Genomic DNA, 21357 nt, shown 5'->3' with positions numbered 1-21357 from the left:
TAATAAGAAAAAGGTTTGTTCACAAAAAAGTCGTCTTCCTAGAAAAATAAGGAAGACGACTTTTAATTAAAAGATTAAGTGTAATAAAGCGTAAAATAATGCAGCTAACGAAGCTGAAATAGGAAGTGTAATAACCCATGTAATTAACATACGTTTTGCAGTTCCCCATTTTACACCTTTCACACGATGTGAAGCACCAACCCCTAAAATAGAAGAAGAGATAACGTGCGTTGTACTAACCGGTAAGTGAATGAATGTTGCGCCGAAAATAACAAGTGATGATGATAAATCAGCAGCTACCCCATTTACAGGACGAATTTTCATAATTTGTCCACCGACAGTTTTAATAATTTTCCATCCGCCGACAGAAGTACCAAGACCCATTGCGATTGCACAACATAATTGTACCCAGAACGGGATGTCGTCAGAAGTATGATAGTTATTGGCCATAAGAGCCATCGTAATGATTCCCATTGCTTTTTGTGCATCATTCGTACCATGTGTATAAGCTTGTAATGCTGCAGTGAAGATCTGGAATATACGGAAGTTTTTGTTCGTTTTCGTTAAATTAAAGTTTTTAAAGACCACTTTAAAAATACTGTATACGATATAACCAATAACAAAAGCGATAATCGGTGAAATGATTAAAGCTTCAAGAATTTTTATGAACCCTTTAAGATTTAATGAGCTAATACCGGCAGCAGCGATAGCTGCACCTGCGATTGAGCCGATAATTGCATGCGAAGAACTACTTGGAATACCGTAGTACCAAGTAATTAAATTCCAAGCTATTGCCGCAAGCAAAGCAGCTAAAATTACAAGAGAACCATTTTGCAAGGCAAATGGATCAACGATATCTTTTGTAATCGTTTTTGCTACACCTGTAAATGTCATCGCACCTAAAAAGTTCATAATAGCTGCCATAATAATTGCATGTCTAGGCTTTAGAGCTTTCGTTGAAACAGCCGTTGCAATAGCGTTTGCTGTATCGTGAAATCCATTGATAAAGTCAAAAGCTAAAGCGCAAATGACTACTAAAACGGTCAGTATCAAGAGTGTATCCATGATCAAACTCCTTACGCGTTCTTCATAATAATTGTTTCTAATACGTTTGCAACGCTTTGGCAGCTATCCGCTACTTCTTCAAGCTCTTCGTAAATCTCTTTGTATTGAATAATCTTAATCGGATCTTTCTCACGAGAGAATAAGTGCTTAATCGCATGACGGCGAATATCATCACATTGTGATTCGTAATCCTTAATCTTAATTGCGTTCGTACGAATGTCGACTAACTTCTTTTTAGACAGTAGTTCAACAGAATTTGCAATCTCAATCGCACATTGATTAATTGCTTCAACGAATTTAATCATGTATTCATCAGCTTCTGTAATAGAATACATTTCGAATAGACCAGCACTATGATCTAATCCGTCTAATACATCATCCATACTCATTGCAAGTTGTAGGATGTCCTCACGTTCAATTGGAGTAATAAACGCTTTGTTTAGCTCCATAATGATTTCGTGAATAAATGTGTCACCTTTTGACTCATACTCTTTCATGCGCATAGAAAACTCTTTTAAATCGCTAGCATTTTTAATTTTATACTCCACGAAAAACTGCGCGCCTTCTTTTAAATTTTCGGAAACATTCATTAACATTTCAGAAAATTTATCTTTTTTTGATTTAAATACCATTATTAGTTACCCCCACAAAAGTAATATATGTAAAATATATTGGCTAGTCAATTCTAACAAAAAACTGTCGTTTTTTAAAACATTTTATCGAAAAGTTTACAAAAACTTAACATAACTCTCATTGTTGTATTAATAATATTAATAATCAATAGTGAATATCTTACTTGTAGAATGTCCTTTTCTTGCAAAAAGTATGAATGTGAAAGAAAAGCTTTACACTATAGGAACGACTACGTTATTATAATAAATTTAAAAGGAGGTATATTCTTCCTTTTGAAAAGAAGAGTGTAAACAAACGAAGGAAGTGAACGAATGAAATTGAAGAACACTCACTTGAAAAAAATGCAGGAGTGGTTCAACAAGAGGAAGAAACTTCGTAATTCATTAATTGTATTAGGGAGTTTACTCGCTACTCTATTTATTGCTATAAATATAATAATTTCCATTCAAGACATATCTGAATTAAAACAAGCTGTTCCGCAACCGACCTTAATTTATGATGCAAATAATGAAGTTGCGACTAAATTAGCTTCTTCTAAAACAGAAGGTGTTAAAAGGAAAGATATTCCTGACATTATGGTTCAGGCAATTGTTGCAGTAGAAGATAAGGAGTTTTTTAACCATCACGGTATTTACTATAGTGGAATTATAAGTGCAGTTTTTAAAAATATTACAGCAGGAGAAGTTGTAGCAGGGGGAAGTACAATTACACAACAACTTGCGAAAAATGTATTTCTGACACAAGACCGCACATACTCTCGAAAAATAAAGGAATATTTTTTAACAAAAAAAATAGAGCGTACGTATACGAAAGATGAAATTATTGAAATGTATATGAACCAAATTTATTTTGGTGAAGGGGCTTGGGGTATAAAAAGGGCAGCTAAATCTTATTTTGATAAAGATGTAAAAGATTTAACGGTTTCAGAGGCTGCAACGATTGCTGGTTTGATTAAAGCACCGTCTGCGTATTCGCCCTATAAAAACTTTAATAAGTCAATCGAACGACGTAATGTTGTATTAAGTTTAATGAAAGAGCAAGGATATATTTCTGACGAACAGTATAATAAAGAAAAAGAGAGCGGTCTTGTGTTAAAACGTGGTGTGGATGATAAATACAAGGGGAAATACTCTCAATATGTAGATTATATTGTTAGGGAAGCTATGGACAAGTACGAATTAACACAAAATGAAATTTTAGCAGGTGGTTATCGTATTTATACAGAGCTTGATCCGAAAAGACAACAGGCTGTAGAAGACGTTGTGAATAATGAGAGTTATTTCAAAGATAATGGCTCAGACCAGCTTATGCAAACGGGTGTAGTTCTTATGAATCCAAAAACAGGTGGTGTACCAGCTTTAGTTGGGGGTAGAGGACCGTATCAGTTTTTACAGTTTAACCATGCAACCCAATTAAAAAGACAACCTGGATCAACGTTAAAGCCTCTGGCTGTATATGTACCAGCGTTAGAGCAAGGGTATGAAGTATATGATATATTAAAAGATGAACCATTTAATATTAAAGAATATAAACCGCAAAATAGTGATCATACTTTTCACGGTGATGTGACAATGTATGAAGCTGTGGCAAAGTCGTACAATGTTTCGGCTGTTTGGCTATTGGAACAAATTGGATTGGATAAAGGATTGAAATCTTTAGAGCGATTTGGTATTCCATTAGTGCCAGAAGATCGTACGTATCCAATTGCTTTAGGCGGGATGCATGTTGGGACCTCTCCATTTGTAATGGCTCAAGCATACAGTACATTTGCAAATGACGGTGTTCAAGTGGAAGCTCATGCGATTAGAGAGATACAAAATGCTGAAGGCGAAACAATTGGAAAGTGGTATAAGAAAGAGACACGAGTGACGAGCGAGAAAATTGCACAAAAGATGACATATTTATTAAAAGGTGTTGTCGAAAAGGGAACGGGCGAAAAGGCGAAAGTTAATAATGTTGATACGGCCGGTAAGACAGGAACTACTCAAATTGTAAATGGACCAAGCGCCGGTGCAAAGGATTCATGGTTTGTTGGATACACACCAGATTTAGTAGGTGCGATTTGGGTAGGATATGATAAAACAGATAGTGATCATTATGTTCCGGGGGGAAGTCAAATTACGACGACAATGTTCCGGGATATTATGAAAAAAGCGAATGCCAATCCAGCTCAAAAAGCATTCCAGTTATCGCTCATATCTGAGGCCGATTATAAAAAACAATTGAATACAATAGAAGAGGAAAAACGAAGAAAAGAAGAAGAGAAGAGAAGAAAAGAAGAGGAACAACAAAGAAAAAAAGAGCAACAAGAGTGGATTGATAAAGTGAAAGAATGGATTCCTTCATTTTGGTAAAAGAAAGAGGCGAATAACGAAATTCGCCTCTTTTTCGTATGAGAAATTAAGTGAACTTTTAATCGGTGGGAGGAGCTGTATCTATCTCTACGAGTTGTTAGCACATATCAATTGGGATAAATAGTATTACTCGTTAAGTGTAACATTTGTACTGCCAAAGGATTGAGAATCGTATGTGACGATTATTTTTCCTTTACTAATAGGCTCGTAAAGTAATTCTTCTTCGTAATTACCATTATTTTCATTGTGGATAGAAAGTGTGATTTCATCGATTTTTTTATTTGTATACTGATCTTTAATCGTTTCAGCAATTTGAAGTAACGCTTCGGAACTAGAAGCTTTCGTAATAAGCATTCCTTTTATAACCTTTTTTTCATTCTTTGTGATATTGGAATAAGGGATGTTGCTTTGTTTTGTATACAAAAGTTTGTATGGAACAGTTTTTCTCTCTGCTTTTGATATAGTGGAATATTTTAGAGTTAAAAAAAATCCTACACATAAAATAATGCATACCATAAGAGCAAACCAAATGCGTATTAGTGACATAACTCTCATTTTCATCCCTCTTTCATATCTTTGACTTCACTATTTATCATACAAAATGAGGATTAAGACAGAGTAAATTTGAGGTAAAGAAACGTAAAGAAGGAGCACTTATCCTCCCAAATAAGTGCTCCTTTCTATATAAAGAGAGATTTAATGCACGGTTAAACGATACATATTATTATAAATATACTTATTGATTGAAAATTAGTAAATTCGGAATACGGATAGTGTTGCAGTTGTATCACCTGTGTTAGGAATAGAAATAGTATTTGCTGTAGGCTGTACAGCAATCGTTGTACCAGCTTGTAAAGTAACGATTGTAGAGAAAGAAACAGCACTACCGATAACGTTAGTTGAGAAGTTACGATTAGGTGGTTGGACATTGAATGAAATACCGAATCCAAATGGTGAAGATCCTGGGAAAGTTGTAGACGCTGAGAAACTAATATCATATACGCCTGTTTCTAAAATTGTTAAAGTATCTGAAGTATCGTTGAAAGAGATATTAGTTAATTCAAAAACTTGATTGAATTGGATGTTTGTTCCAGGGGATATAGTTTGTGGATTTGAGTTTCCGATAGCTGCGATAGTTACAGGAATTGGAGTGCCCGCTGCACCTGTTGCGCCCGCCGGACCTTGAGCACCCGCTGGACCTTGAGCACCCGCTGGTCCTTGAATACCTTGAGCTCCCTGAGGTCCAGTAGCACCAGTAGCTCCTGTTGCTCCTCCTCCAAGGCAACCTGATCCGTACTGAACTAGGATAGTTTGGATCTCTGTTATGAGTTTAACTAGTTTGTCGATAGTGTAGCAATCTACTTTGAATAATTTAGCGATATACAATAAATAATTAAGCAGGCTTTGTAGCTCAACATATAATGCTCCGCATGAGAAAGGTTTTGTTTTTAAAATAGTTAATAGATTAGCGATAATAGAATTTCCAATTTGTTTTTGTGCTGGAGATAAATCTAAGCAATTGAGGAATTTTTGTAGGTTATTTAGGGCAGCAATCAAGTTATCGATATTATTTTGAGAAGGGTTTTGAAAGACAGCTTGAATAGCTTGGCCAAGAGCTTGAAGAAGTCTAACGAATTCTGTAAGTTCGGACTTAGAGATGTTAATATAACTACAAGCTCTGACTTCGCAACAATCATTACCATAAAATACTTTTCCTTTATTTTTATTGTTCATCTTTTCATTCCTTTCTTTCATAGAATCAATAGTCGTTACTATATATTAAAATGAAATTTATACTAAATTCGTGATGGACAAACTACCGTTTCTAAAAAAATAAGACATTGGCCCTCTTAGCAAAAATAAGTAAGATAAAGAGAAGGTTTATATAATGTAAAGACGAAAAATTCAACATAAAAAACTGCATGCCAATTGTTGTAGGTATTTAACAATTGGCATGCAGTTTGTGGAGGAGTACCTCATTTGTAGTCATTTAATCTTTCAAGGGTTGTTTTAGGTAAAATTGGAATTGAAATAGTGAAAGTTGTACCATCTTGATTACTGGTCATTTTTAATGTACCGTTATGATTTTGAATAATTTTCTTCGTTACTGACAAGCCCAGTCCTGTGCCCGAATCTTTTGTTGAGAAGAATGGATCAAAGATATACTCTTGAATGGCTGTTGGAATACCAATTCCATTATCAGTGAAAGTAATACGAACAAAATTATCTAGGCGATAACTAGTAATTTGGATAGAAAGTTTTTTTTCACCTTGAGCATCGACAGCATTCTGAAATAGATTTAAAAAAACTTGCACAAGTTCATGGCGATCAATATGGACTAATACATCATCTAATTCGGTAGAAAAATTATAATCAATTGAAATGTTATGTAAAAAGACTTCACTAGCTAGTAACTGTTGAATATACTCACGTAAAAATGTATTAATAGGAAACGGTTCTCTTGTAAATTCGCGTGTTTTTGAAATAGCTAAAAATTTTGTAATAATACTATTTGCGCGGTCTAATTCAGGAATAAGTAAGTTTTTAAATAATTCTTTATTAGATGGAGAAACAGTTTCTTGTAAAAATTGTAAATAACCTCGTACGGTTGTAAGAGGATTACGTACTTCATGTGCAATCCCAGCTGCAATTCGCCCTGCTAAAGAAAATTTCTCTGCATCACGTTCTGTGTTTAAATAGTGAAAGACACTAATAACTCTAAAAATCTCTCCGTTATAATCACGAATAATTCGGTTATTTAAAATGCCATAGTTTTTGTCTAATACTTCTTCATTATATATTTCTGTTCCCGTTCTTAATGTTTCGAGAGCTTTAATTTTTTCTTCTGGCAATTGTAGTAATTGTTGAATTGGCTTTCCGATTATATCATTTCGTACTACACCAAAATCATCTGCTGCAGCTTGATTACATAAAGTGATATTTCCTTTAGCATTAACAAAGGTTACATGATGTGAAAAAGCATCAAAAATATGAATAAAGTATGTTTCAAGTTGCTCAAATAAAAATAATGAATCGCAAGTAAGTTGAAAATCAGCCTCTTTATTCTCTTTTTTTATGTTTTGAATGGAATGAGTCGTTCTCGTTTTCTTTATTTGTAAACCAATATGTGGATTTTTGTATGTGAAATGATGTGGTAATTGATTCACAAGTTCTTCATAAAAACGTACTTTATTTTCTAATTCTTCTATTCGTTTTTCATGAGATACAATATCATCGTTTGGAAGCATAAATAAATAACCCCTCAATTTAAAAATTCTTCCATCTAGTATATCATATTTTTATACGGATACTCTGAAAGAAGGGGCTACTTAATAAAATTGATTAGCTGAAGTGTTCGGGAAGTGAGTAGAATGAATAGAAGGTGAAGTTAAAAAGGGAGGGATATATTTGCTTTTCATTGGAGTGACAGGGTGGGGAGATCATGATTCTTTATATATAGATCCCTATGAAAATAGAAATAAATTACGCACATATAGTGAGTATTTTCCTATAGTGGAAGTGGATAGTTCATTTTATGCGATGCAACCTGCACGAAACTATACAAAATGGGCAATGGAAACACCGAAAGATTTTGCTTTTATAGTAAAAGCATATCAAGGGATGACGGGACATATGAAAGGTGAAATCCCTTTTTCTACGTTCGACGAGATGTTTGATGTGTACAAACAATCTATTCTGCCTTTAATAGAAGCTGATAAATTAAAAATGATTTTATTTCAATATCCACCATGGTTTGATTGTAAAAAGAAAAATGTGGATTTCCTTCGATATACGAAAGAAAAAATGGGAGGTTTACCGTGTGCCATAGAATTTCGAAATCAAACATGGTTTTATCCCGAAATGAAAGATAAGACGATACAGTTTCTAAAACATGGGAAATGGATTCATACCATTTGTGATGAACCACAGGCTGGAATAGGTTCGGTACCACTCGTGTTAGAGGCTACGAATTCAGACATGGCACTTATACGTTTTCACGGTAGGAATGTTCATGGGTGGCTTGATAAAGGGGAAAATTGGAGAGCGGTTCGTTGCTTATATCGTTACAACAATAAAGAATTAGAAGAATGGGTAGAAAGATTAGAGCAATTAAAAAAGAAGACAAAGGACATATATGTACTATTTAACAATAATTCGGGCGGAGATGCAGCGGATAATGCGAAACAGCTTATGAAAATGATGAACATTACATATGGTGAGCCGAAGCCTGAGCAATTAAATTTGTTTGAATGATAATAAACAAGAAAGGCACTGTACAAACAGGGGGAATGTACAGTGCCTTTCTATATGAAAAAGAGGGGTAACAATGTTACTGAGCGTTTGGTTGATTCATCAATTGTTGGCTTCGTAATAAATGATAATGGTTATCATTATCATTGTCAATAGTTTTCCGAAAAATAAATAAAAAACTTTTTATGAGACAGTAACGGGTAGGAAGATTCCTGATAAAAGGTTTGGCTGAAGCAAAGAAGTTTTTCGGGGGAGAATGCTAGTAAACTCCTAATAAAGTATCAAAAAAAAGAACAGCAATTAATGCTGTTCTTTTCCAGTGACGAATTGTTGTAAATCAAAAGGAGTTATCGCTTGGATAAATTCTTTTGAGATAAGTGTTTGAACAAGAGTACTTTCAGAAATGGAAGCACCTGTTTTCTTTTCATAAGCTTGTTTTAATAAATCAAGTTTTTCAGCCGTTTCTTTCGGTAATTCAATTGTTAATGTGTTCATAATTTCTCCCCCTTACTATTAGAGTACCACTACAATATAGGAGAGACAAGAAAAGAGAATGTGAAACATAAAAAAGGTTACCATTTATAAATGGTAACCTTTTTTATGTATAAGAGTTATTAAGCAATACCGATATACTTTAAAGTTTTTGATGGAGTACTATGATCAAAGAAGTGTTGTAAAAATGCGATATCAACACCTGATTTGTATGCACAATATCCCCAAGTTTTTCGAAGTGTATGTGAGCTAATCCCTTCTAATCCAACTTCTTTTGCAGCTTTGTTTAAAATGTACCATGCATGTTGTCTCGTAATAGATTTCGTTCCTTTTTGAGACTTTAATAATGGTTCATTACGTTTCCAAGTTTTCCGTTCTTTCATGTAGTCTTCGATCGCGTGCTGTAGGTCTTCATTTACAGCAAACCATTTATGTTTCTTTACTTTTTCATTGTAAAATAAAATGGAATGGCGAACATTTTCATTTTCATCGATTACATCACTAACTTTTAATTGTAAGATTTCACTTACTTTTAAGCCAGAATTTACAGCTAATACGAATAATAAGCCATCACGTTTCGAAGATTGTAAAAGTATATTTTTGATAGTTTCTAATTGTTTTTCATTTTGAATAGGTTGTCCTGCTTGTTTCATTTCACGCACTCTCCTCTTTTATGTGTGTAAAGGAAAGGATTAACTTGTTTCTAACTATAAAGGGAGAGTGTGAATTTCATGTGAACTCCTAGTGAAATTAAGACAAATTATTTGACTTCTTTTACTTTTTGTAAATTAAAGTAGAATACAACACTATTAGTCGTATTGTATACACCGTACTCGGCATGGTGGAGGTCTAAAATGTTTTTTACAATAGATAACCCGAGACCAGTACCTCCAGTATGACGGCTACGAGATGCATCTAATCGGTAGAAACGATCCCAAATTTTTTCAAGACTTTCTTCAGGGATAGGGTTTCCTGTGTTTTCGATTTCGACCTTTACCGTATCTTCCATTGCTATAACGGAGACTTGTATTTTTTCTCCATCTGGCGTATAGCGAATTGCATTGCTAAGTAAGTTCACAACGACTTGCTCAATACGACTACGATTCGCTTTAACAAATATAGAAGAGTCTACATCTATGTTCACTTGTAAATGCTTTTCCTCCATGCTAAATAATAACTTTGTATAGACTTGTTGAATTAATTCACCGATTGAGAATGTCGTCATATCTAGTTTATACGTACCAGATTCTAGTTTTGCTAATTCTAACATTTCAACAATAAGTCTGTTCATGTTTTCGGTTTCTTCTAAAATAACATCTGTATAATACGTCGTATCTTTACTAACGCCATCTTTAATTCCTTCTGCGAAACTTCTAATTACACTGAGTGGTGTTTTTAATTCATGTGATACACCAGAAATGAATTCTTTTCGCGTTTTTTCCAATTGACGTTCACGTTCAATATCTTGTTGCAATTTTGTATTGGCAACATTTAATCGATCGATTCGGTCTTTTAAGTTTACAGATAACGTATTAATACTGCCGGAAAGCCCGCCAATTTCATCGTCTGCTGTCACAGGTAATTTCTCGCTAAAATCAAAATTGGCCATTTTCTTTGTAACACGATTCATTTTAATTAATGGTTTCACAATGATTTTTGAATAGTAGAAAGATAACAAAATAATTACGAGAAAAACGATGATTAAGGCATAGACATAATAATCCTTTAAAACGAGCATCGCTTCATTAACAGGTTGCAAAGACGCTATCGCAAAAGCGTATTCTGTAATTTTCCCATTTTCCACAATAGGTTTTACAAAGATACTATTTTTTATATTCTCTCCACCGTCTATTATATAAGTGTTTAATTGCTGCGAGTTAGCAGTGCCATTTCTAATAATCTCTGCAAAATATTGAACGGCTTGTAATGTTTCAAAATCATTTGCAAGACGAACATCCGCTTTGGATGGAAGCTGTAACTTAGATACGATACCAGTAAACTCAATTTGAGTCACAGTTTTGGATCGGTTTGTAAGTCTATTTTTAGCAGGGTTTCCATTAATGGATTGAAAATCTGAGTTGATATTTTCGTTTTGCCATCGATTATAGTTTGTTGTCAATTCTAGTGGTGTTATGGTGGAATCTTGTAAAAAACCGACGACGTTTATCACTCCATCTTTTTTCAATCCTAAGTTTTCGAATTTATTATATTCTTCGGGTGTTAAAACATTATTGAGTGGAATGGAATATGCTTTATTATTTTTAGGGTTAATTACATCAATGTAGAAATTATTGTCGCTTTTAATAATGCCGTTCGTATTTAAAAACTGCATTTCAGCATTTGTTTTATCATGAAATTCTTGTTTTAGTTTTCGAATTTCCTCATAAGTTTTACCACTTTTTTCGTAAGTATTTACGAACTTTTCAAAAGCAGTTTGAACTGTTTTTACTTTTTTATTAATATAAAATTTCTCTAAAAATAGAGATTGTCCTAAGAAAAAAAGGAGGAATATGATTGTAAATAATGTTGATGTTAATAAAAATAGTTTAAAGACGATACTTCTGTTTTTCACTGCGTCACCTCTTGTGAGAAATACTGTAAATGATTTCTTAATTATAACAAACGATACAAAAAAGTAGAGGAGAAAATCTGTCTCTTCCGAAAGTAGTTTTTAATAAAAAGTCACATAAAAAGAACTCGACAGACGTATGACGAGTTCTTTAATGTATTATTGTTGAATTGCTGCGTCTAAAGCAATTTCAATCATTTCGTTAAATGTAGTTTGACGCTCTTCAGATGTTGTTTCTTCACCAGTGAAGATGTGATCGCTTACTGTTAATACAGATAACGCATTTACACCGTATTTCGCTGCCAATGTGTAAAGAGCAGTTGTTTCCATTTCTACTGCTAGTACACCGTAATCTCCAAGTTTTTTAACCATGTCCATGCTTTCGCGGTAAAATACATCTGCTGTTAAAACGTTACCAACACGAACGTGTAAGCCTTTTTCAGTTCCAGCATCGTAAGCTTTCTTTAAAAGATCAAAGTTTGCAGCTGGTGCAAAATCAAAACCTGGGAATGTTAAACGGTTCATATTAGAATCCGTACAAGCTGTCATTGCAATAATAACGTCACGTACTTTTACGTCTTTTTGAATGGCACCGCAAGTTCCAACGCGAATTAAATTTTTAACTCCGTAGCTTTGGATTAATTCGTTTACATAAATAGAAATAGAAGGAACACCCATACCTGTACCTTGAACAGATACGCGTTTTCCTTTATAAGTTCCAGTGAAACCTAACATACCACGCACGTTATTATAGCAAGTAACGTCCTCTAGAAATGTTTCAGCGATATATTTTGCACGTAATGGATCACCAGGTAATAGAATAGATTCAGCAATTTCGCCTTGTTTTGCTTCAATATGTACACTCATGAAAAGTCCTCCTTATAATGTATTGATAGAAATCAATATCATTTGCATTATACACTATCAATCCTTTCAATTAAAATCTTTTAATTATTTGTAATATGTGCAAAGCAGGAGGATTTCATAAATCATAATCTAGAATATATATGTAAGAAGTTTTGTATGAACAGAGACAATAAAAATGGTAGGTGATGTTTTGAAAAATCTTGTCATTGGACTTGTTGCTTTGCTATTTATTGTAGTAGGCGGATTTTACATAAAAAAGTATCAGGAAACTACAGAGACTGTAGGTGATGTTCAGGAAGTAAAATGGGATGTGTCAAATGGAAAAGGAAATGAGAAAGTAGATATTTCGTTTCAATTACTAAATAATAAAAATAACGAAGTTCGTGGTGTGAATGATCAAATTCGGGCAGTTATTGTAGACGGACAATTAAAGCATGTAGAACAAATGAAACCTACATTTGCAGGAAATGGATCCTATAAGGTATCTTCCAAAATAGCGAAAGATGAAGGATATACAATATTTTTATATGAAGACAAAAACAAATCTGTGAAATCATTTGCGAAGAAAGATTTTGGGAGAGAAATAGAGGAGAAAAATAAGAAAAAAGTAAAATTTCCAATCGACAGTGTACTTACAAAAAAAATAGGGGAGTATGAAGTTTCTCTTTTATTTGGTGCATTGCATCCGAATGAACCAGCGACGTTAACATTTCAATTCCAAGCGAAAAAGGGTGACAAATTGAAATTACATTCAGAGAGAGGAGAAGTAGAGGCGCTCTATATCGTGGACGAAACGCGAGAAAACTTTTTATACGCAATACCTGTTGATACAGATGAGCAATTACAATATCGTATTACATTTCCTGTAGAAGGAACGTATAAAATATGGGGAGATTTCTATATAAATGGTAAGAAATATGAAAAAGAATTTATTGTACAAGTTCAAAAACGAAAAAACAGCTAAATGTTTAGCTGTTTTTTCGTTTTCCTATTAATTTTGTTACAGAGAGCATTGTAATTGGTAAAGAGTGATTCTTTCTAAATGCTAAATATTTACCGCTCCATGCTGGTTTATATTTTTCTTTAAAATGACGTAGCCCGCTGAAACTATACGTATAACGAACATTATTAAAGATGGCAGCAGCAACTCGTTCGGACCAGAAAGATTGTGTCGATAAACCTACATTTGAAAGTGGGGCCATACCAATATTAAAGGAGTGGTATTCATTTTCTTTTGCCCACTGGAATAGGTGGATGAAAATTGCATCCATAATGCCGCTAGGTGCATCTGGATAATAGCGCATTAAATCAACAGACAATGATCCGTCTTGATATACCGGCATAAAGGTTGTAAATGCGATGATTTTTCCATCCGCATCACATAATGTAGCGATAGGTGCTCGGCTAATATATTCACGATCAAAGTATCCGAGTGAAAAACCTTTCTCTTTTTTTCCGCCGAGCCACGCATCTGAAACTTTTCTTAACTCTTCAAATAATTCGTTTGAGAATGGTGGCTGATGAATAGAGAATGTATAGCCTTCTCGTTCGAAACGGTTGAAAGTCGCTCGCATACCGGCTCGTTTTTTTCCTGTTATTGTAAATGTGTTCAAATCAACGACAGCTTCTTCACCAAGTTTAAAGAAGTTGTAACCAAAATCATGATATAAACTCATCCATTTACTTTCTATTTGGTAGAATACACAAATGTATCCAAATCGATCAGCCTCAGCTAAAAACTCTTGTAACACAGTACGGTAGGAGGAAGGATCCCCAATTGGATCACCTAGCACAACGAGACGCTTTCCAGTTATAGAGAAGAGAAGGAGCGCTTTCCCATCACTACTGAAGAAAAATTGTTTATCTCCTAAAAATCCTAAATGACTAAGTACATTACCATCATGTTCATCTAAAAAGTTTTGCAACCTTTTATCATTAGCTGGTTGCCCGGGAAATTCATTTCGATAACGATTGGCAACGAGTGAGCCAATCAGTAAAAATGTAGGAACGAAAAAGGCAGCTGCTAATGCACTTCGTTTCACTTGCGTAATATTACGAACGACAAAATCAGGTTTAAAAGCTTCTTTTGCACCTGCAAATAAAATACCTAAGTTTTTATATAAATATAAAGTTATGAGTAAGAATATAAAAACTTTTACCATATCAGAAAGTGAGACTTCCATTTTCTCGCGTACAAATCTTTTACGAAGCATATATAATACAGCGAGTACGATTAATAAAATAAACGTCTCTTCAATATCAATCCCTTTTAGCGTATTAAAGATGGCTGCTCCGATTAAAGAAATAATCGTCATATAGTAAGAACGCTTTGTTCCATAATATATGCCTCGTGAAAGGATAAGGAGGAGAATACCAAATGTTAGTGATAAGCTAAAAGAAAATTGAATAAGATGTTTTGGAGCTAGAATATGTAAGGCGTGTGCTCTGTTTATACTTGTCGGTAGAATGGTCGATAAAATAACCATTAATCCAGCAAATACTGTTAAAGCAGCAGAGGCCCATGAACCTAGTTTTCCTAGAAAATCACGCTGCAAAGTCCATATAACACCAGTTGTTTCTAATGCAGGCGCAATAAAAGGTTTATCTTCAAACTTTTTAATGGCCACGCCTGTCATTTCAAAAGCTGCAAAAATAAGACCAAGGCAGAAAGGTAAAATATAATAGACGAGGCGATATAATAACATGGCAGGTAGTAATACGCCTGTATCAATGCCATACTGTCCGAGCCCAGTTAAAAAGACAAGATCAAATGAACCAAGTCCACCAGGAACAAGACTAACAACACCAGCTAAAGCAGCAATTACATACACACCTAAAAACTTTTGAAATTCGATATCGATACCAAATAATATTAGTATGACGTACATAACAATACCGGCAGATACCCACTCAACTAATGAAACTAATGAGTATAAAACAGTTGGGTTTTTCTCTTCTTCTCCTTCTTCTTCTTGCCCTTCGATTTGCTTTGGTTTTCTATTTTTTAGTTTAGAAAAGCCAATGTATATAGGGACGAAAAGGGCGAAGAAAATAAGAACAGGCCATAGCCACGGTTTTTCATGCAAAATAAAACTTGTGTCTAATATTCCAATAAGACCGAGGAAAGAAAGAATTGCGAGTCCGTTAATAAAAGCAGTTGTCATCCAGGCGATACTTTTAATAAGTTTGCCATTTTCTTTTATGTATGGACGATAAAGCATTGTGCGTACACCAGCTCCAACGAGACCACCAAACCCAATAAATCCATTTAAAGTATTAGCAATCCATGAGATACGAAAAATCTTTTGGACTGGTATATCAGCTTTTAAATAACGAAGCATAACATAGTCATAAAAGAACATTGTTGATACGGCAAATGCACCAAGTGTAATTGCTAAAAAGACTCCTCCGGTTGGAATGTTTTTAATTGTATTGATTGCTTCTAAAAAAGAAATGCCTGCTAATTCTTTTTTTGCTTGAAAGAATACAATTGTTAATACAACAAATGGGAAGATAATTTTCCCGATTTGTAAGAAACGTTTCCATGAAAACGACATAAATACAACTCTCCTTGTATAAGAAAACTGAGACAATAATATTATTATGACAAACTTCAAGAAAAATAAAAAGGTAAATTCCTGTATAGGGAAGCTATTTTTTATATGGGTTATATTTAAAAGAGTATTTCGTTTGTCAGAAAATTAAGTTAAAATAAATTGAAAGAAGGAAGTGAGGGGAAGTAGATGATTATAATAGGTTATGCGGGATATGAGTTAGAGAAAGCAAAACCTAATACATCAGAAGATTTCTTTAATAGATCTGAAGTGACATATATATTAAATAATAAAGAGAGAACTTTTTCCGTTTTATACGTTCGATATTTTGAAGAGGTTTTACAAGAAATTACTCCTTTTGAAGGAAATCCAGTATGTAAAGTAGAAGAACAAGACATATATTTACGGGATATTGTAGCGATATGTTGTTTACTGAAAGAGAATGAGCATCGCATGCAAAAACGTTTATATTTAAATAATATAGAAGCATTCCAACAATATTTTGATGAGGGAACAGTGGTGAAAGTACAAGAAATATTAGCTGAATTACATAAAAATAAAAGAGTAGAAATAGCGTGAAATGGCAAAGGAGAGGGAAAAAATGTCTAATCTAATGGTTGAAAATCAAACAGAACAAGTCTCTATGTTTTTAGAAGATGTTATTACTTTGATAACCAATTATGTAAATTATCATACGTTGCCTTCTTTATTAGAAGAAACACCAGCAGGGAACGAGCAATATTATAAAGGGTTATTAGCATCAATAAGACGTCTTCTCGTTTTTTGTGAAGAAGGACATGATGCATGTTTTGTTTTGTTAAATAGCCAGCCATTTCGAAAAACAGCAGCTGAGAAAATTTTATATAAAATTTATCATCAAGTAATTGCAGAGTTTTTCTCACCAAAGAGTGATCATTGGTATGAAAATAGTCGGTCTGCCTATACAGGGGAAAACTCCATCGTTTTTCAACAAACGCCACCAACATCTATAGAGCAAGTGATGAAGAGTTTAGAAGGAAAATTCCAATTGATGCGTGAAGAACTAGAATATTATGAGACGGATTACCAAACAAAGATGTTACACAAATATTAATTGCGAAAAAGAAGCTAAGGGGACTTAGCTTCTTTTCCTTTTGTAAAGTTATATAAGGGATTTCCTTTGAATATATTTATGGGGATAGCATTAAGGAGGTGTAACATGAGTCAGCAAGGTGTATTTACAGATTACTTTCATGAAGTAGAAAGCTGGTGTGAAAGTGTTCTTCACGTATTAGATAGCCGTGCAATGGAAGTGTATGATGTCCATATGCTTGCTTATAAAATTCAAACGTTATTAGATCGTATGAGAGAGCATGAGTATGATACAGATGCAGAGTTTATGTATGAAATAAGTGATGATGTAGAACATATTCAGCATCATTTGCAGGAAGTATTCGTGCAGGGAGAAGAGGAATATGAACTATGTGAAAGAGGGGATAGTGAACGAGCTGTTCCAATTGGAGGGCATACACTTCCACCATTACCTTATCCGTATAATGCGTTAGAACCGTATATTTCTAGAGAAATTATGATGTTACACCATGATAAACATCATCGCAGTTACGTGGAAGGATTAAATAAGGCAGAGAAGATGATGGAAGAAGCGAGAAAAACAAATCAGTTTGATTTAATTAAGCATTGGGAAAGAGAAGCGGCTTTTCATGGATCAGGTCATTACTTACACACGATATTTTGGAATAACATGAAAAAAGATGGTGGCGGAAGTCCAAGAGGGGCTCTTTCACAACAGATTGAACAAGATTTTGGGAGTTTTTTACGTTTTCAAAAACATTTCACAGAAGCAGCTTCTAAAGTGGAAGGATCAGGCTGGGCGCTTCTCGTTTGGGTACCACGATCTGGAAGATTAGAAATTTTGCAGAGTACACTTCATCAATTATTTACACAATGGGATACGATACCGCTCCTCGTACTAGACGTGTGGGAACATGCGTATTATTTACAATACCAAAATCGAAAAGATGAATATATTAAAAACTGGTGGAATGTTGTAAATTGGCCTGATGTAGAAAAAAGATTTGAAAGTGCGAAACAAATTGAATGGACACCGTATTAGACGCAGGTTTTCTGCGTTTTTTTTATTAGAAGGAGAAAGAGATTTCGTTCATATTTTAAAAGGCCAAGCATACACTTGTACAAAAAGTGCCAAAAGGACGTGGGGGGAAATATGAGACGAATTTGTGTAATAATCACGCTTCTTATTATGTACGCAAGCGTTATGCCAATTCCTACATATGCAAAGATGAACAGTAATGTCAGTGCTCGAAATGCTGTATTAATGGAGCAACAGTCCGGTCGTGTATTATACGGAAAAGCAGAACATGAGCCACAAAAAATTGCTAGTATAACAAAAATTATGACAGCCTTGTTAGCTGCTGAATCAGGAAAAATGAAAGAAATGGTATCGGTTAGTAATGAAGCGGTGAGAGTAGAAGGATCAGCAATTTATTTAAAGCCTGGACAGAAAGTGAAGTTAGAGGATTTAGTATACGGACTCATGCTTAGATCTGGTAATGATGCAGCACAAGTAATTGCTGAAAATGTAGGAGGAAGTATAGAAGGGTTCGTATATTTAATGAATGAAAAGGCGAAACAAATTGGAATGAAAGATACTCACTTTTCAAACCCACATGGTTTGGATGGTGATGGATCTCATTATTCATCAGCCTATGATATGGCACTTTTAACAAAGTATGCAATGGGGAACGAAACCTTTAAGAAGATTTTTGGGACAAAAAAGTATAAATCAGATTCGTGGGATTATCCGTGGAAAAACAAACATAAACTCGTGACGTCTTATTATGAATTTGCGACAGGAGGAAAAACAGGTTTTACGAAGAAAGCAGGGCGGACACTTGTTACAACAGCATCAAAAGATGGACTAGATCTAATTGTCGTAACTTTAAGCGCTTCTAGCGATTGGGATGATCATATGAATTTATTTGATAAAGGTTTTGAAAGTTTTAAGCAAACAAACGTTGTAGGGCAAGGAGCTCTTGCTGAAATAACTGAAAAGAAATATGCCAATCATGTATATACGAAAAATAGTTTTGCGGTGCCATTAACTGAGCAGGAAAGAAAGAATGTCGTATTAAAAGTTGAACTCGATAAAAATGCAAAACTTAATGATGGCGTAAAAGTTGGAAAGACAGAAATTTATGTTGGCAACGAGAAAGTTGGAGAACGGAATTTATTTTATAGTAAACGAAAGTTAGTAGCGACAACGGGACTGTATTGGAATAATGTGAAAGAAATTTTTTCTCATATGATAGGTGTTGGGAGCGATGGTTAATCTTGTATGGGTAGCGATGGCAGTCATAGGGATTGTATATGCCATGATAAATGGAACGATGGAAGCGATAAATAAAGCCGTATTTGACGGGGCAAAAGATGCAGTAACAATTTGTATAGGACTTATTAGTGTATTAGTATTTTGGCTCGGTTTAATGAAAATTGCAGAGGAAGCAGGGTTGTTAAAAAAGTTAGTGTCACTTTTTATGCCGATAGTAAAAAGGTTGTTTCCAGAAATACCGAAAGATCATCGGTCAATGGGGTTTATTTTATCGAATATGATGGCGAACTTTTTTGGATTAGGGAATGCAGCGACCCCTCTTGGTATTAAAGCAATGGAACAATTGAAAGAGTTAAATGGAGGGAAGGATTCGGCGAGCCGTTCTATGGTAACGTTTCTCGCGTTAAATACATCAGCGATTACTTTAATTCCTACTACTGTCATTTCGATTCGAATGACGTATGAATCAGCGAATCCTACTGAAATTGTTGGGGTAACATTCATTGCACAAGTACTCTCTATGATCGGAGCGATTTGGATTGACCGCTATTTTTACCGAAGAAGGAGTAGGAAGGGGCGGAAAAAATGAGCATTGTAAATACAATTTCATTATGGGTAATCCCTTGTGTAATTGGTTTTATCCTTTTATATGGCACGATAAAGAAAGTGCCAACCTATGAATCGTTCGTTGAGGGAGGAAAAGAAGGAATTCAAATTGCAATCTCCATTTTACCGTTTATGGTTGGAATGCTCGTATCTATTTCTATATTTCGAGCTTCAGGTGCATTAGATGCAATGATATCAGTAATGAAGCCGATGTTAGATTTAATTCATGTCCCGGCAGAAATTGTTCCACTAGCACTTATACGCCCTATTTCAGGCTCTGCTGGTTTAAGTATTACGACCGATTTAATTGCCACATATGGGCCAGACTCGTTTATTGGAAGATTGGCTTCTACGATGCAAGGGAGTACAGATACGACTTTTTATATTTTAACAGTATACTTCGGAGCTGTTGGAATTAGAAAAATGGGAGATGCATTAAAAGTAGGACTTTTTGCCGATTTAATCGGGATTATTTGTTCAATTGTGTTTGTTTCTTTAATGTTTAAGTAAGGCGGCTATTCATTTTTTATGCTATTTCGCTTATAATACGTATACGACCACTATTAAGGTGTTGCTTAATAGTGGTTTTTTTATGCGGTATTTTTGACAAAATGATGAACTTTTATTGTGAGCAATATGAAGAATATGGACAATAATAAAAGGTAAAAACATGATTTGCCCTTTATATGTTTATTATCATCGCTATGTTGTTTAAGTAAGATGAAGCAAATAGCCGTCAAGCGTATGCGGTTGCCAAGTCTTTCTAATGTAAGGTAAGATAAATTCGAGGTGAAAAAAAGAAATGGAACGATTACAAAAAGTGATTGCGCAAGCAGGTATTGCATCGAGAAGAAAGGCTGAGGAATTAATTCAGCAAGGAAAAGTAAAAGTGAATGGAAAAATAGTGAAGGAGTTAGGAACGAAAGTAACTCCTCAAGATAAAGTAGAAGTAAATAACATCCCTCTTGAAAAAGAAGAACCTGTTTATTTTTTACTATATAAACCAACTGGCGTAATTTCAAGTGTATCAGATGATAAAGGAAGAAGTGTTGTAACAGACTTTTTCCCTGAAATTAGACAACGTTTATTCCCAATCGGACGCTTAGATTATGATACGTCTGGCGTATTATTGATGACAAATGATGGGGAATTTGCAAATGTATTAATGCATCCGAGATATAAAGTTGAAAAAACGTATGTTGCAAAAATTAAAGGGCCATTAACAGGTGAGAAAATTCGCATGTTAGAACGAGGTGTTGCATTAGAAGATGGGAAAACAGCACCAGCACAAGTGAAAATTATTTCTTGGGACAAGCGTAAAGAGACTGCGATTGTACAATTAACGATTCATGAAGGACGTAATCGTCAAGTACGCCGCATGTTTGAAGCGTTAGATTGTAAAGTAGTGAAACTAAAGCGTGAACGCTACGCCTTTTTAGAAGTGGGTAGCTTGCGACCTGGTGATGCGAGAGAATTGTCACCACATGAGGTGAAACAATTACGTGCATTGGCTTCTACAAAGCCGCGCTAATCGATAGTGTGAAACTTTCACCAGTGGAATGCTCCGCTGGTGATTTATTAAAAAATACATATATTTATCACTCGTCGAAGAGAGGG

General features: G+C 34.6%; 20 protein-coding genes. 10 read left to right on the top strand and 10 right to left on the bottom strand.

Annotated features, from left to right (window positions below):
* Positions 1 to 66: 66 nt before the first annotated feature.
* Both MNO09_RS23675 and MNO09_RS23670 read right to left on the bottom strand, forming a co-directional pair.
* Positions 67 to 1065 carry an inorganic phosphate transporter gene (locus tag MNO09_RS23675; RefSeq protein WP_000380274.1) on the bottom strand — a complete coding sequence of 333 codons (999 nt, stop codon included), beginning with the start codon at positions 1063 to 1065 and terminating at the stop codon, positions 67 to 69.
* Positions 1066 to 1076: 11 nt separating this feature from the next.
* Positions 1077 to 1697, bottom strand: a complete 621-nt coding sequence (locus tag MNO09_RS23670; RefSeq protein WP_000231452.1) for a DUF47 domain-containing protein — start codon at positions 1695 to 1697, stop codon at positions 1077 to 1079.
* 312 nt (positions 1698 to 2009) lie between these two features.
* Between MNO09_RS23670 and MNO09_RS23665 the strand changes: the two genes are divergently transcribed.
* Positions 2010 to 4052: a transglycosylase domain-containing protein gene (locus MNO09_RS23665; RefSeq protein ID WP_000769285.1), complete on the top strand. Its 2043-nt coding sequence runs from the start codon at positions 2010 to 2012 to the stop codon at positions 4050 to 4052.
* A 126-nt stretch (positions 4053 to 4178) separates the two neighbouring features.
* Here MNO09_RS23665 and MNO09_RS23660 read toward each other — a convergent pair whose 3' ends face one another.
* From MNO09_RS23660 to MNO09_RS23650, 3 genes are all read right to left on the bottom strand, one after another.
* A complete protein-coding gene (locus MNO09_RS23660; RefSeq protein ID WP_070168582.1) occupies positions 4179 to 4607 on the bottom strand; it encodes a hypothetical protein in 429 nt (142 codons plus the stop codon).
* Between the two features lie 195 nt (positions 4608 to 4802).
* Complete coding sequence (locus MNO09_RS23655) at positions 4803 to 5807, bottom strand: Gly-Xaa-Xaa repeat protein (RefSeq protein WP_241950060.1); 1005 nt, start codon at positions 5805 to 5807, stop codon at positions 4803 to 4805.
* Positions 5808 to 6028: 221 nt separating this feature from the next.
* Positions 6029 to 7300, bottom strand: coding sequence for an ATP-binding protein (locus MNO09_RS23650; protein ID WP_000937263.1), 1272 nt, complete (start codon positions 7298 to 7300; stop codon positions 6029 to 6031).
* A 160-nt stretch (positions 7301 to 7460) separates the two neighbouring features.
* On the opposite strand from MNO09_RS23650, the gene MNO09_RS23645 reads away from it, so the two are divergent.
* On the top strand, positions 7461 to 8306 hold the full coding sequence (locus MNO09_RS23645) for a DUF72 domain-containing protein (RefSeq protein ID WP_000897339.1): 846 nt from the start codon (positions 7461 to 7463) through the stop codon (positions 8304 to 8306).
* A 297-nt stretch (positions 8307 to 8603) separates the two neighbouring features.
* Here the strand turns inward: MNO09_RS23645 and MNO09_RS23640 are convergent, their stop codons facing one another.
* The 4 genes from MNO09_RS23640 to deoD all read right to left on the bottom strand — a co-directional run bounded on the left by MNO09_RS23640 (position 8604) and on the right by deoD (position 12231).
* On the bottom strand, positions 8604 to 8798 hold the full coding sequence (locus MNO09_RS23640) for a DUF3924 domain-containing protein (RefSeq protein WP_001094861.1): 195 nt from the start codon (positions 8796 to 8798) through the stop codon (positions 8604 to 8606).
* A gap of 119 nt (positions 8799 to 8917) precedes the next feature.
* A complete protein-coding gene (locus tag MNO09_RS23635; protein WP_000806236.1) occupies positions 8918 to 9448 on the bottom strand; it encodes a tyrosine-type recombinase/integrase in 531 nt (176 codons plus the stop codon).
* 107 nt (positions 9449 to 9555) lie between these two features.
* Positions 9556 to 11367, bottom strand: coding sequence for a sensor histidine kinase (locus MNO09_RS23630; protein WP_000797536.1), 1812 nt, complete (start codon positions 11365 to 11367; stop codon positions 9556 to 9558).
* 156 nt (positions 11368 to 11523) lie between these two features.
* Positions 11524 to 12231: a purine-nucleoside phosphorylase gene (gene deoD / locus MNO09_RS23625; RefSeq protein WP_000110707.1), complete on the bottom strand. Its 708-nt coding sequence runs from the start codon at positions 12229 to 12231 to the stop codon at positions 11524 to 11526.
* A gap of 175 nt (positions 12232 to 12406) precedes the next feature.
* On the opposite strand from deoD, the gene MNO09_RS23620 reads away from it, so the two are divergent.
* The gene (locus tag MNO09_RS23620; RefSeq protein ID WP_000232617.1) at positions 12407 to 13195 is read left to right on the top strand and encodes a DUF8832 domain-containing protein; all 789 of its coding nucleotides are present in this window, start codon (positions 12407 to 12409) and stop codon (positions 13193 to 13195) included.
* 4 nt (positions 13196 to 13199) lie between these two features.
* Here the strand turns inward: MNO09_RS23620 and mprF are convergent, their stop codons facing one another.
* Positions 13200 to 15788, bottom strand: coding sequence for a bifunctional lysylphosphatidylglycerol flippase/synthetase MprF (gene mprF, locus MNO09_RS23615; protein WP_000010855.1), 2589 nt, complete (start codon positions 15786 to 15788; stop codon positions 13200 to 13202).
* A 186-nt stretch (positions 15789 to 15974) separates the two neighbouring features.
* On the opposite strand from mprF, the gene MNO09_RS23610 reads away from it, so the two are divergent.
* The 7 genes from MNO09_RS23610 to rluB all read left to right on the top strand — a co-directional run bounded on the left by MNO09_RS23610 (position 15975) and on the right by rluB (position 21271).
* Positions 15975 to 16364: a hypothetical protein gene (locus MNO09_RS23610; RefSeq protein WP_000583792.1), complete on the top strand. Its 390-nt coding sequence runs from the start codon at positions 15975 to 15977 to the stop codon at positions 16362 to 16364.
* Between the two features lie 22 nt (positions 16365 to 16386).
* Positions 16387 to 16878 carry a YpuI family protein gene (locus tag MNO09_RS23605; RefSeq protein ID WP_088106975.1) on the top strand — a complete coding sequence of 164 codons (492 nt, stop codon included), beginning with the start codon at positions 16387 to 16389 and terminating at the stop codon, positions 16876 to 16878.
* 105 nt (positions 16879 to 16983) lie between these two features.
* Positions 16984 to 17898 carry a superoxide dismutase gene (locus tag MNO09_RS23600; protein ID WP_078183663.1) on the top strand — a complete coding sequence of 305 codons (915 nt, stop codon included), beginning with the start codon at positions 16984 to 16986 and terminating at the stop codon, positions 17896 to 17898.
* Positions 17899 to 18009: 111 nt separating this feature from the next.
* Positions 18010 to 19134, top strand: a complete 1125-nt coding sequence (locus MNO09_RS23595; protein ID WP_070168584.1) for a D-alanyl-D-alanine carboxypeptidase family protein — start codon at positions 18010 to 18012, stop codon at positions 19132 to 19134.
* Positions 19127 to 19723 carry a nucleoside recognition domain-containing protein gene (spmA, locus tag MNO09_RS23590; RefSeq protein ID WP_241950059.1) on the top strand — a complete coding sequence of 199 codons (597 nt, stop codon included), beginning with the start codon at positions 19127 to 19129 and terminating at the stop codon, positions 19721 to 19723. Before MNO09_RS23595 ends, spmA begins: the two co-directional genes overlap by 8 nt.
* Positions 19720 to 20250 carry a spore maturation protein SpmB gene (gene spmB, locus MNO09_RS23585; protein ID WP_000029511.1) on the top strand — a complete coding sequence of 177 codons (531 nt, stop codon included), beginning with the start codon at positions 19720 to 19722 and terminating at the stop codon, positions 20248 to 20250. Before spmA ends, spmB begins: the two co-directional genes overlap by 4 nt.
* A gap of 292 nt (positions 20251 to 20542) precedes the next feature.
* Positions 20543 to 21271: a 23S rRNA pseudouridine(2605) synthase RluB gene (gene rluB / locus MNO09_RS23580; RefSeq protein ID WP_000440552.1), complete on the top strand. Its 729-nt coding sequence runs from the start codon at positions 20543 to 20545 to the stop codon at positions 21269 to 21271.
* The last annotated feature ends 86 nt before the right edge of the window (positions 21272 to 21357 follow it).

Origin of the sequence: Bacillus sp. N5-665 (genome assembly GCF_022637375.2) — a bacterium.
Lineage (GTDB): Bacteria > Bacillota > Bacilli > Bacillales > Bacillaceae_G > Bacillus_A > Bacillus_A wiedmannii.
This window is presented reverse-complemented; position numbering and strand designations above follow the sequence as displayed.

Excerpts from the sequence above, each read along its gene's own strand:
- MNO09_RS23610 (WP_000583792.1), top strand. The coding sequence starts at position 15,975 with ATGATTATAATAGGTTATGCGGGATATGAGTTAGAGAAAGCAAAACCT.
- MNO09_RS23670 (WP_000231452.1), bottom strand. The coding sequence starts at position 1,697 with ATGGTATTTAAATCAAAAAAAGATAAATTTTCTGAAATGTTAATGAAT.
- mprF (WP_000010855.1), bottom strand. The coding sequence starts at position 15,788 with ATGTCGTTTTCATGGAAACGTTTCTTACAAATCGGGAAAATTATCTTC.
- MNO09_RS23650 (WP_000937263.1), bottom strand. The coding sequence starts at position 7,300 with ATGCTTCCAAACGATGATATTGTATCTCATGAAAAACGAATAGAAGAA.
- MNO09_RS23675 (WP_000380274.1), bottom strand. The coding sequence starts at position 1,065 with ATGGATACACTCTTGATACTGACCGTTTTAGTAGTCATTTGCGCTTTA.
- MNO09_RS23595 (WP_070168584.1), top strand. The coding sequence starts at position 18,010 with ATGAGACGAATTTGTGTAATAATCACGCTTCTTATTATGTACGCAAGC.
- MNO09_RS23635 (WP_000806236.1), bottom strand. The coding sequence starts at position 9,448 with ATGAAACAAGCAGGACAACCTATTCAAAATGAAAAACAATTAGAAACT.
- spmA (WP_241950059.1), top strand. The coding sequence starts at position 19,127 with ATGGTTAATCTTGTATGGGTAGCGATGGCAGTCATAGGGATTGTATAT.
- MNO09_RS23605 (WP_088106975.1), top strand. The coding sequence starts at position 16,387 with ATGTCTAATCTAATGGTTGAAAATCAAACAGAACAAGTCTCTATGTTT.
- spmB (WP_000029511.1), top strand. The coding sequence starts at position 19,720 with ATGAGCATTGTAAATACAATTTCATTATGGGTAATCCCTTGTGTAATT.
- deoD (WP_000110707.1), bottom strand. The coding sequence starts at position 12,231 with ATGAGTGTACATATTGAAGCAAAACAAGGCGAAATTGCTGAATCTATT.
- MNO09_RS23660 (WP_070168582.1), bottom strand. The coding sequence starts at position 4,607 with ATGAGAGTTATGTCACTAATACGCATTTGGTTTGCTCTTATGGTATGC.
- MNO09_RS23640 (WP_001094861.1), bottom strand. The coding sequence starts at position 8,798 with ATGAACACATTAACAATTGAATTACCGAAAGAAACGGCTGAAAAACTT.
- MNO09_RS23655 (WP_241950060.1), bottom strand. The coding sequence starts at position 5,807 with ATGAAAGAAAGGAATGAAAAGATGAACAATAAAAATAAAGGAAAAGTA.
- rluB (WP_000440552.1), top strand. The coding sequence starts at position 20,543 with ATGGAACGATTACAAAAAGTGATTGCGCAAGCAGGTATTGCATCGAGA.
- MNO09_RS23665 (WP_000769285.1), top strand. The coding sequence starts at position 2,010 with ATGAAATTGAAGAACACTCACTTGAAAAAAATGCAGGAGTGGTTCAAC.
- MNO09_RS23600 (WP_078183663.1), top strand. The coding sequence starts at position 16,984 with ATGAGTCAGCAAGGTGTATTTACAGATTACTTTCATGAAGTAGAAAGC.
- MNO09_RS23620 (WP_000232617.1), top strand. The coding sequence starts at position 12,407 with ATGGTAGGTGATGTTTTGAAAAATCTTGTCATTGGACTTGTTGCTTTG.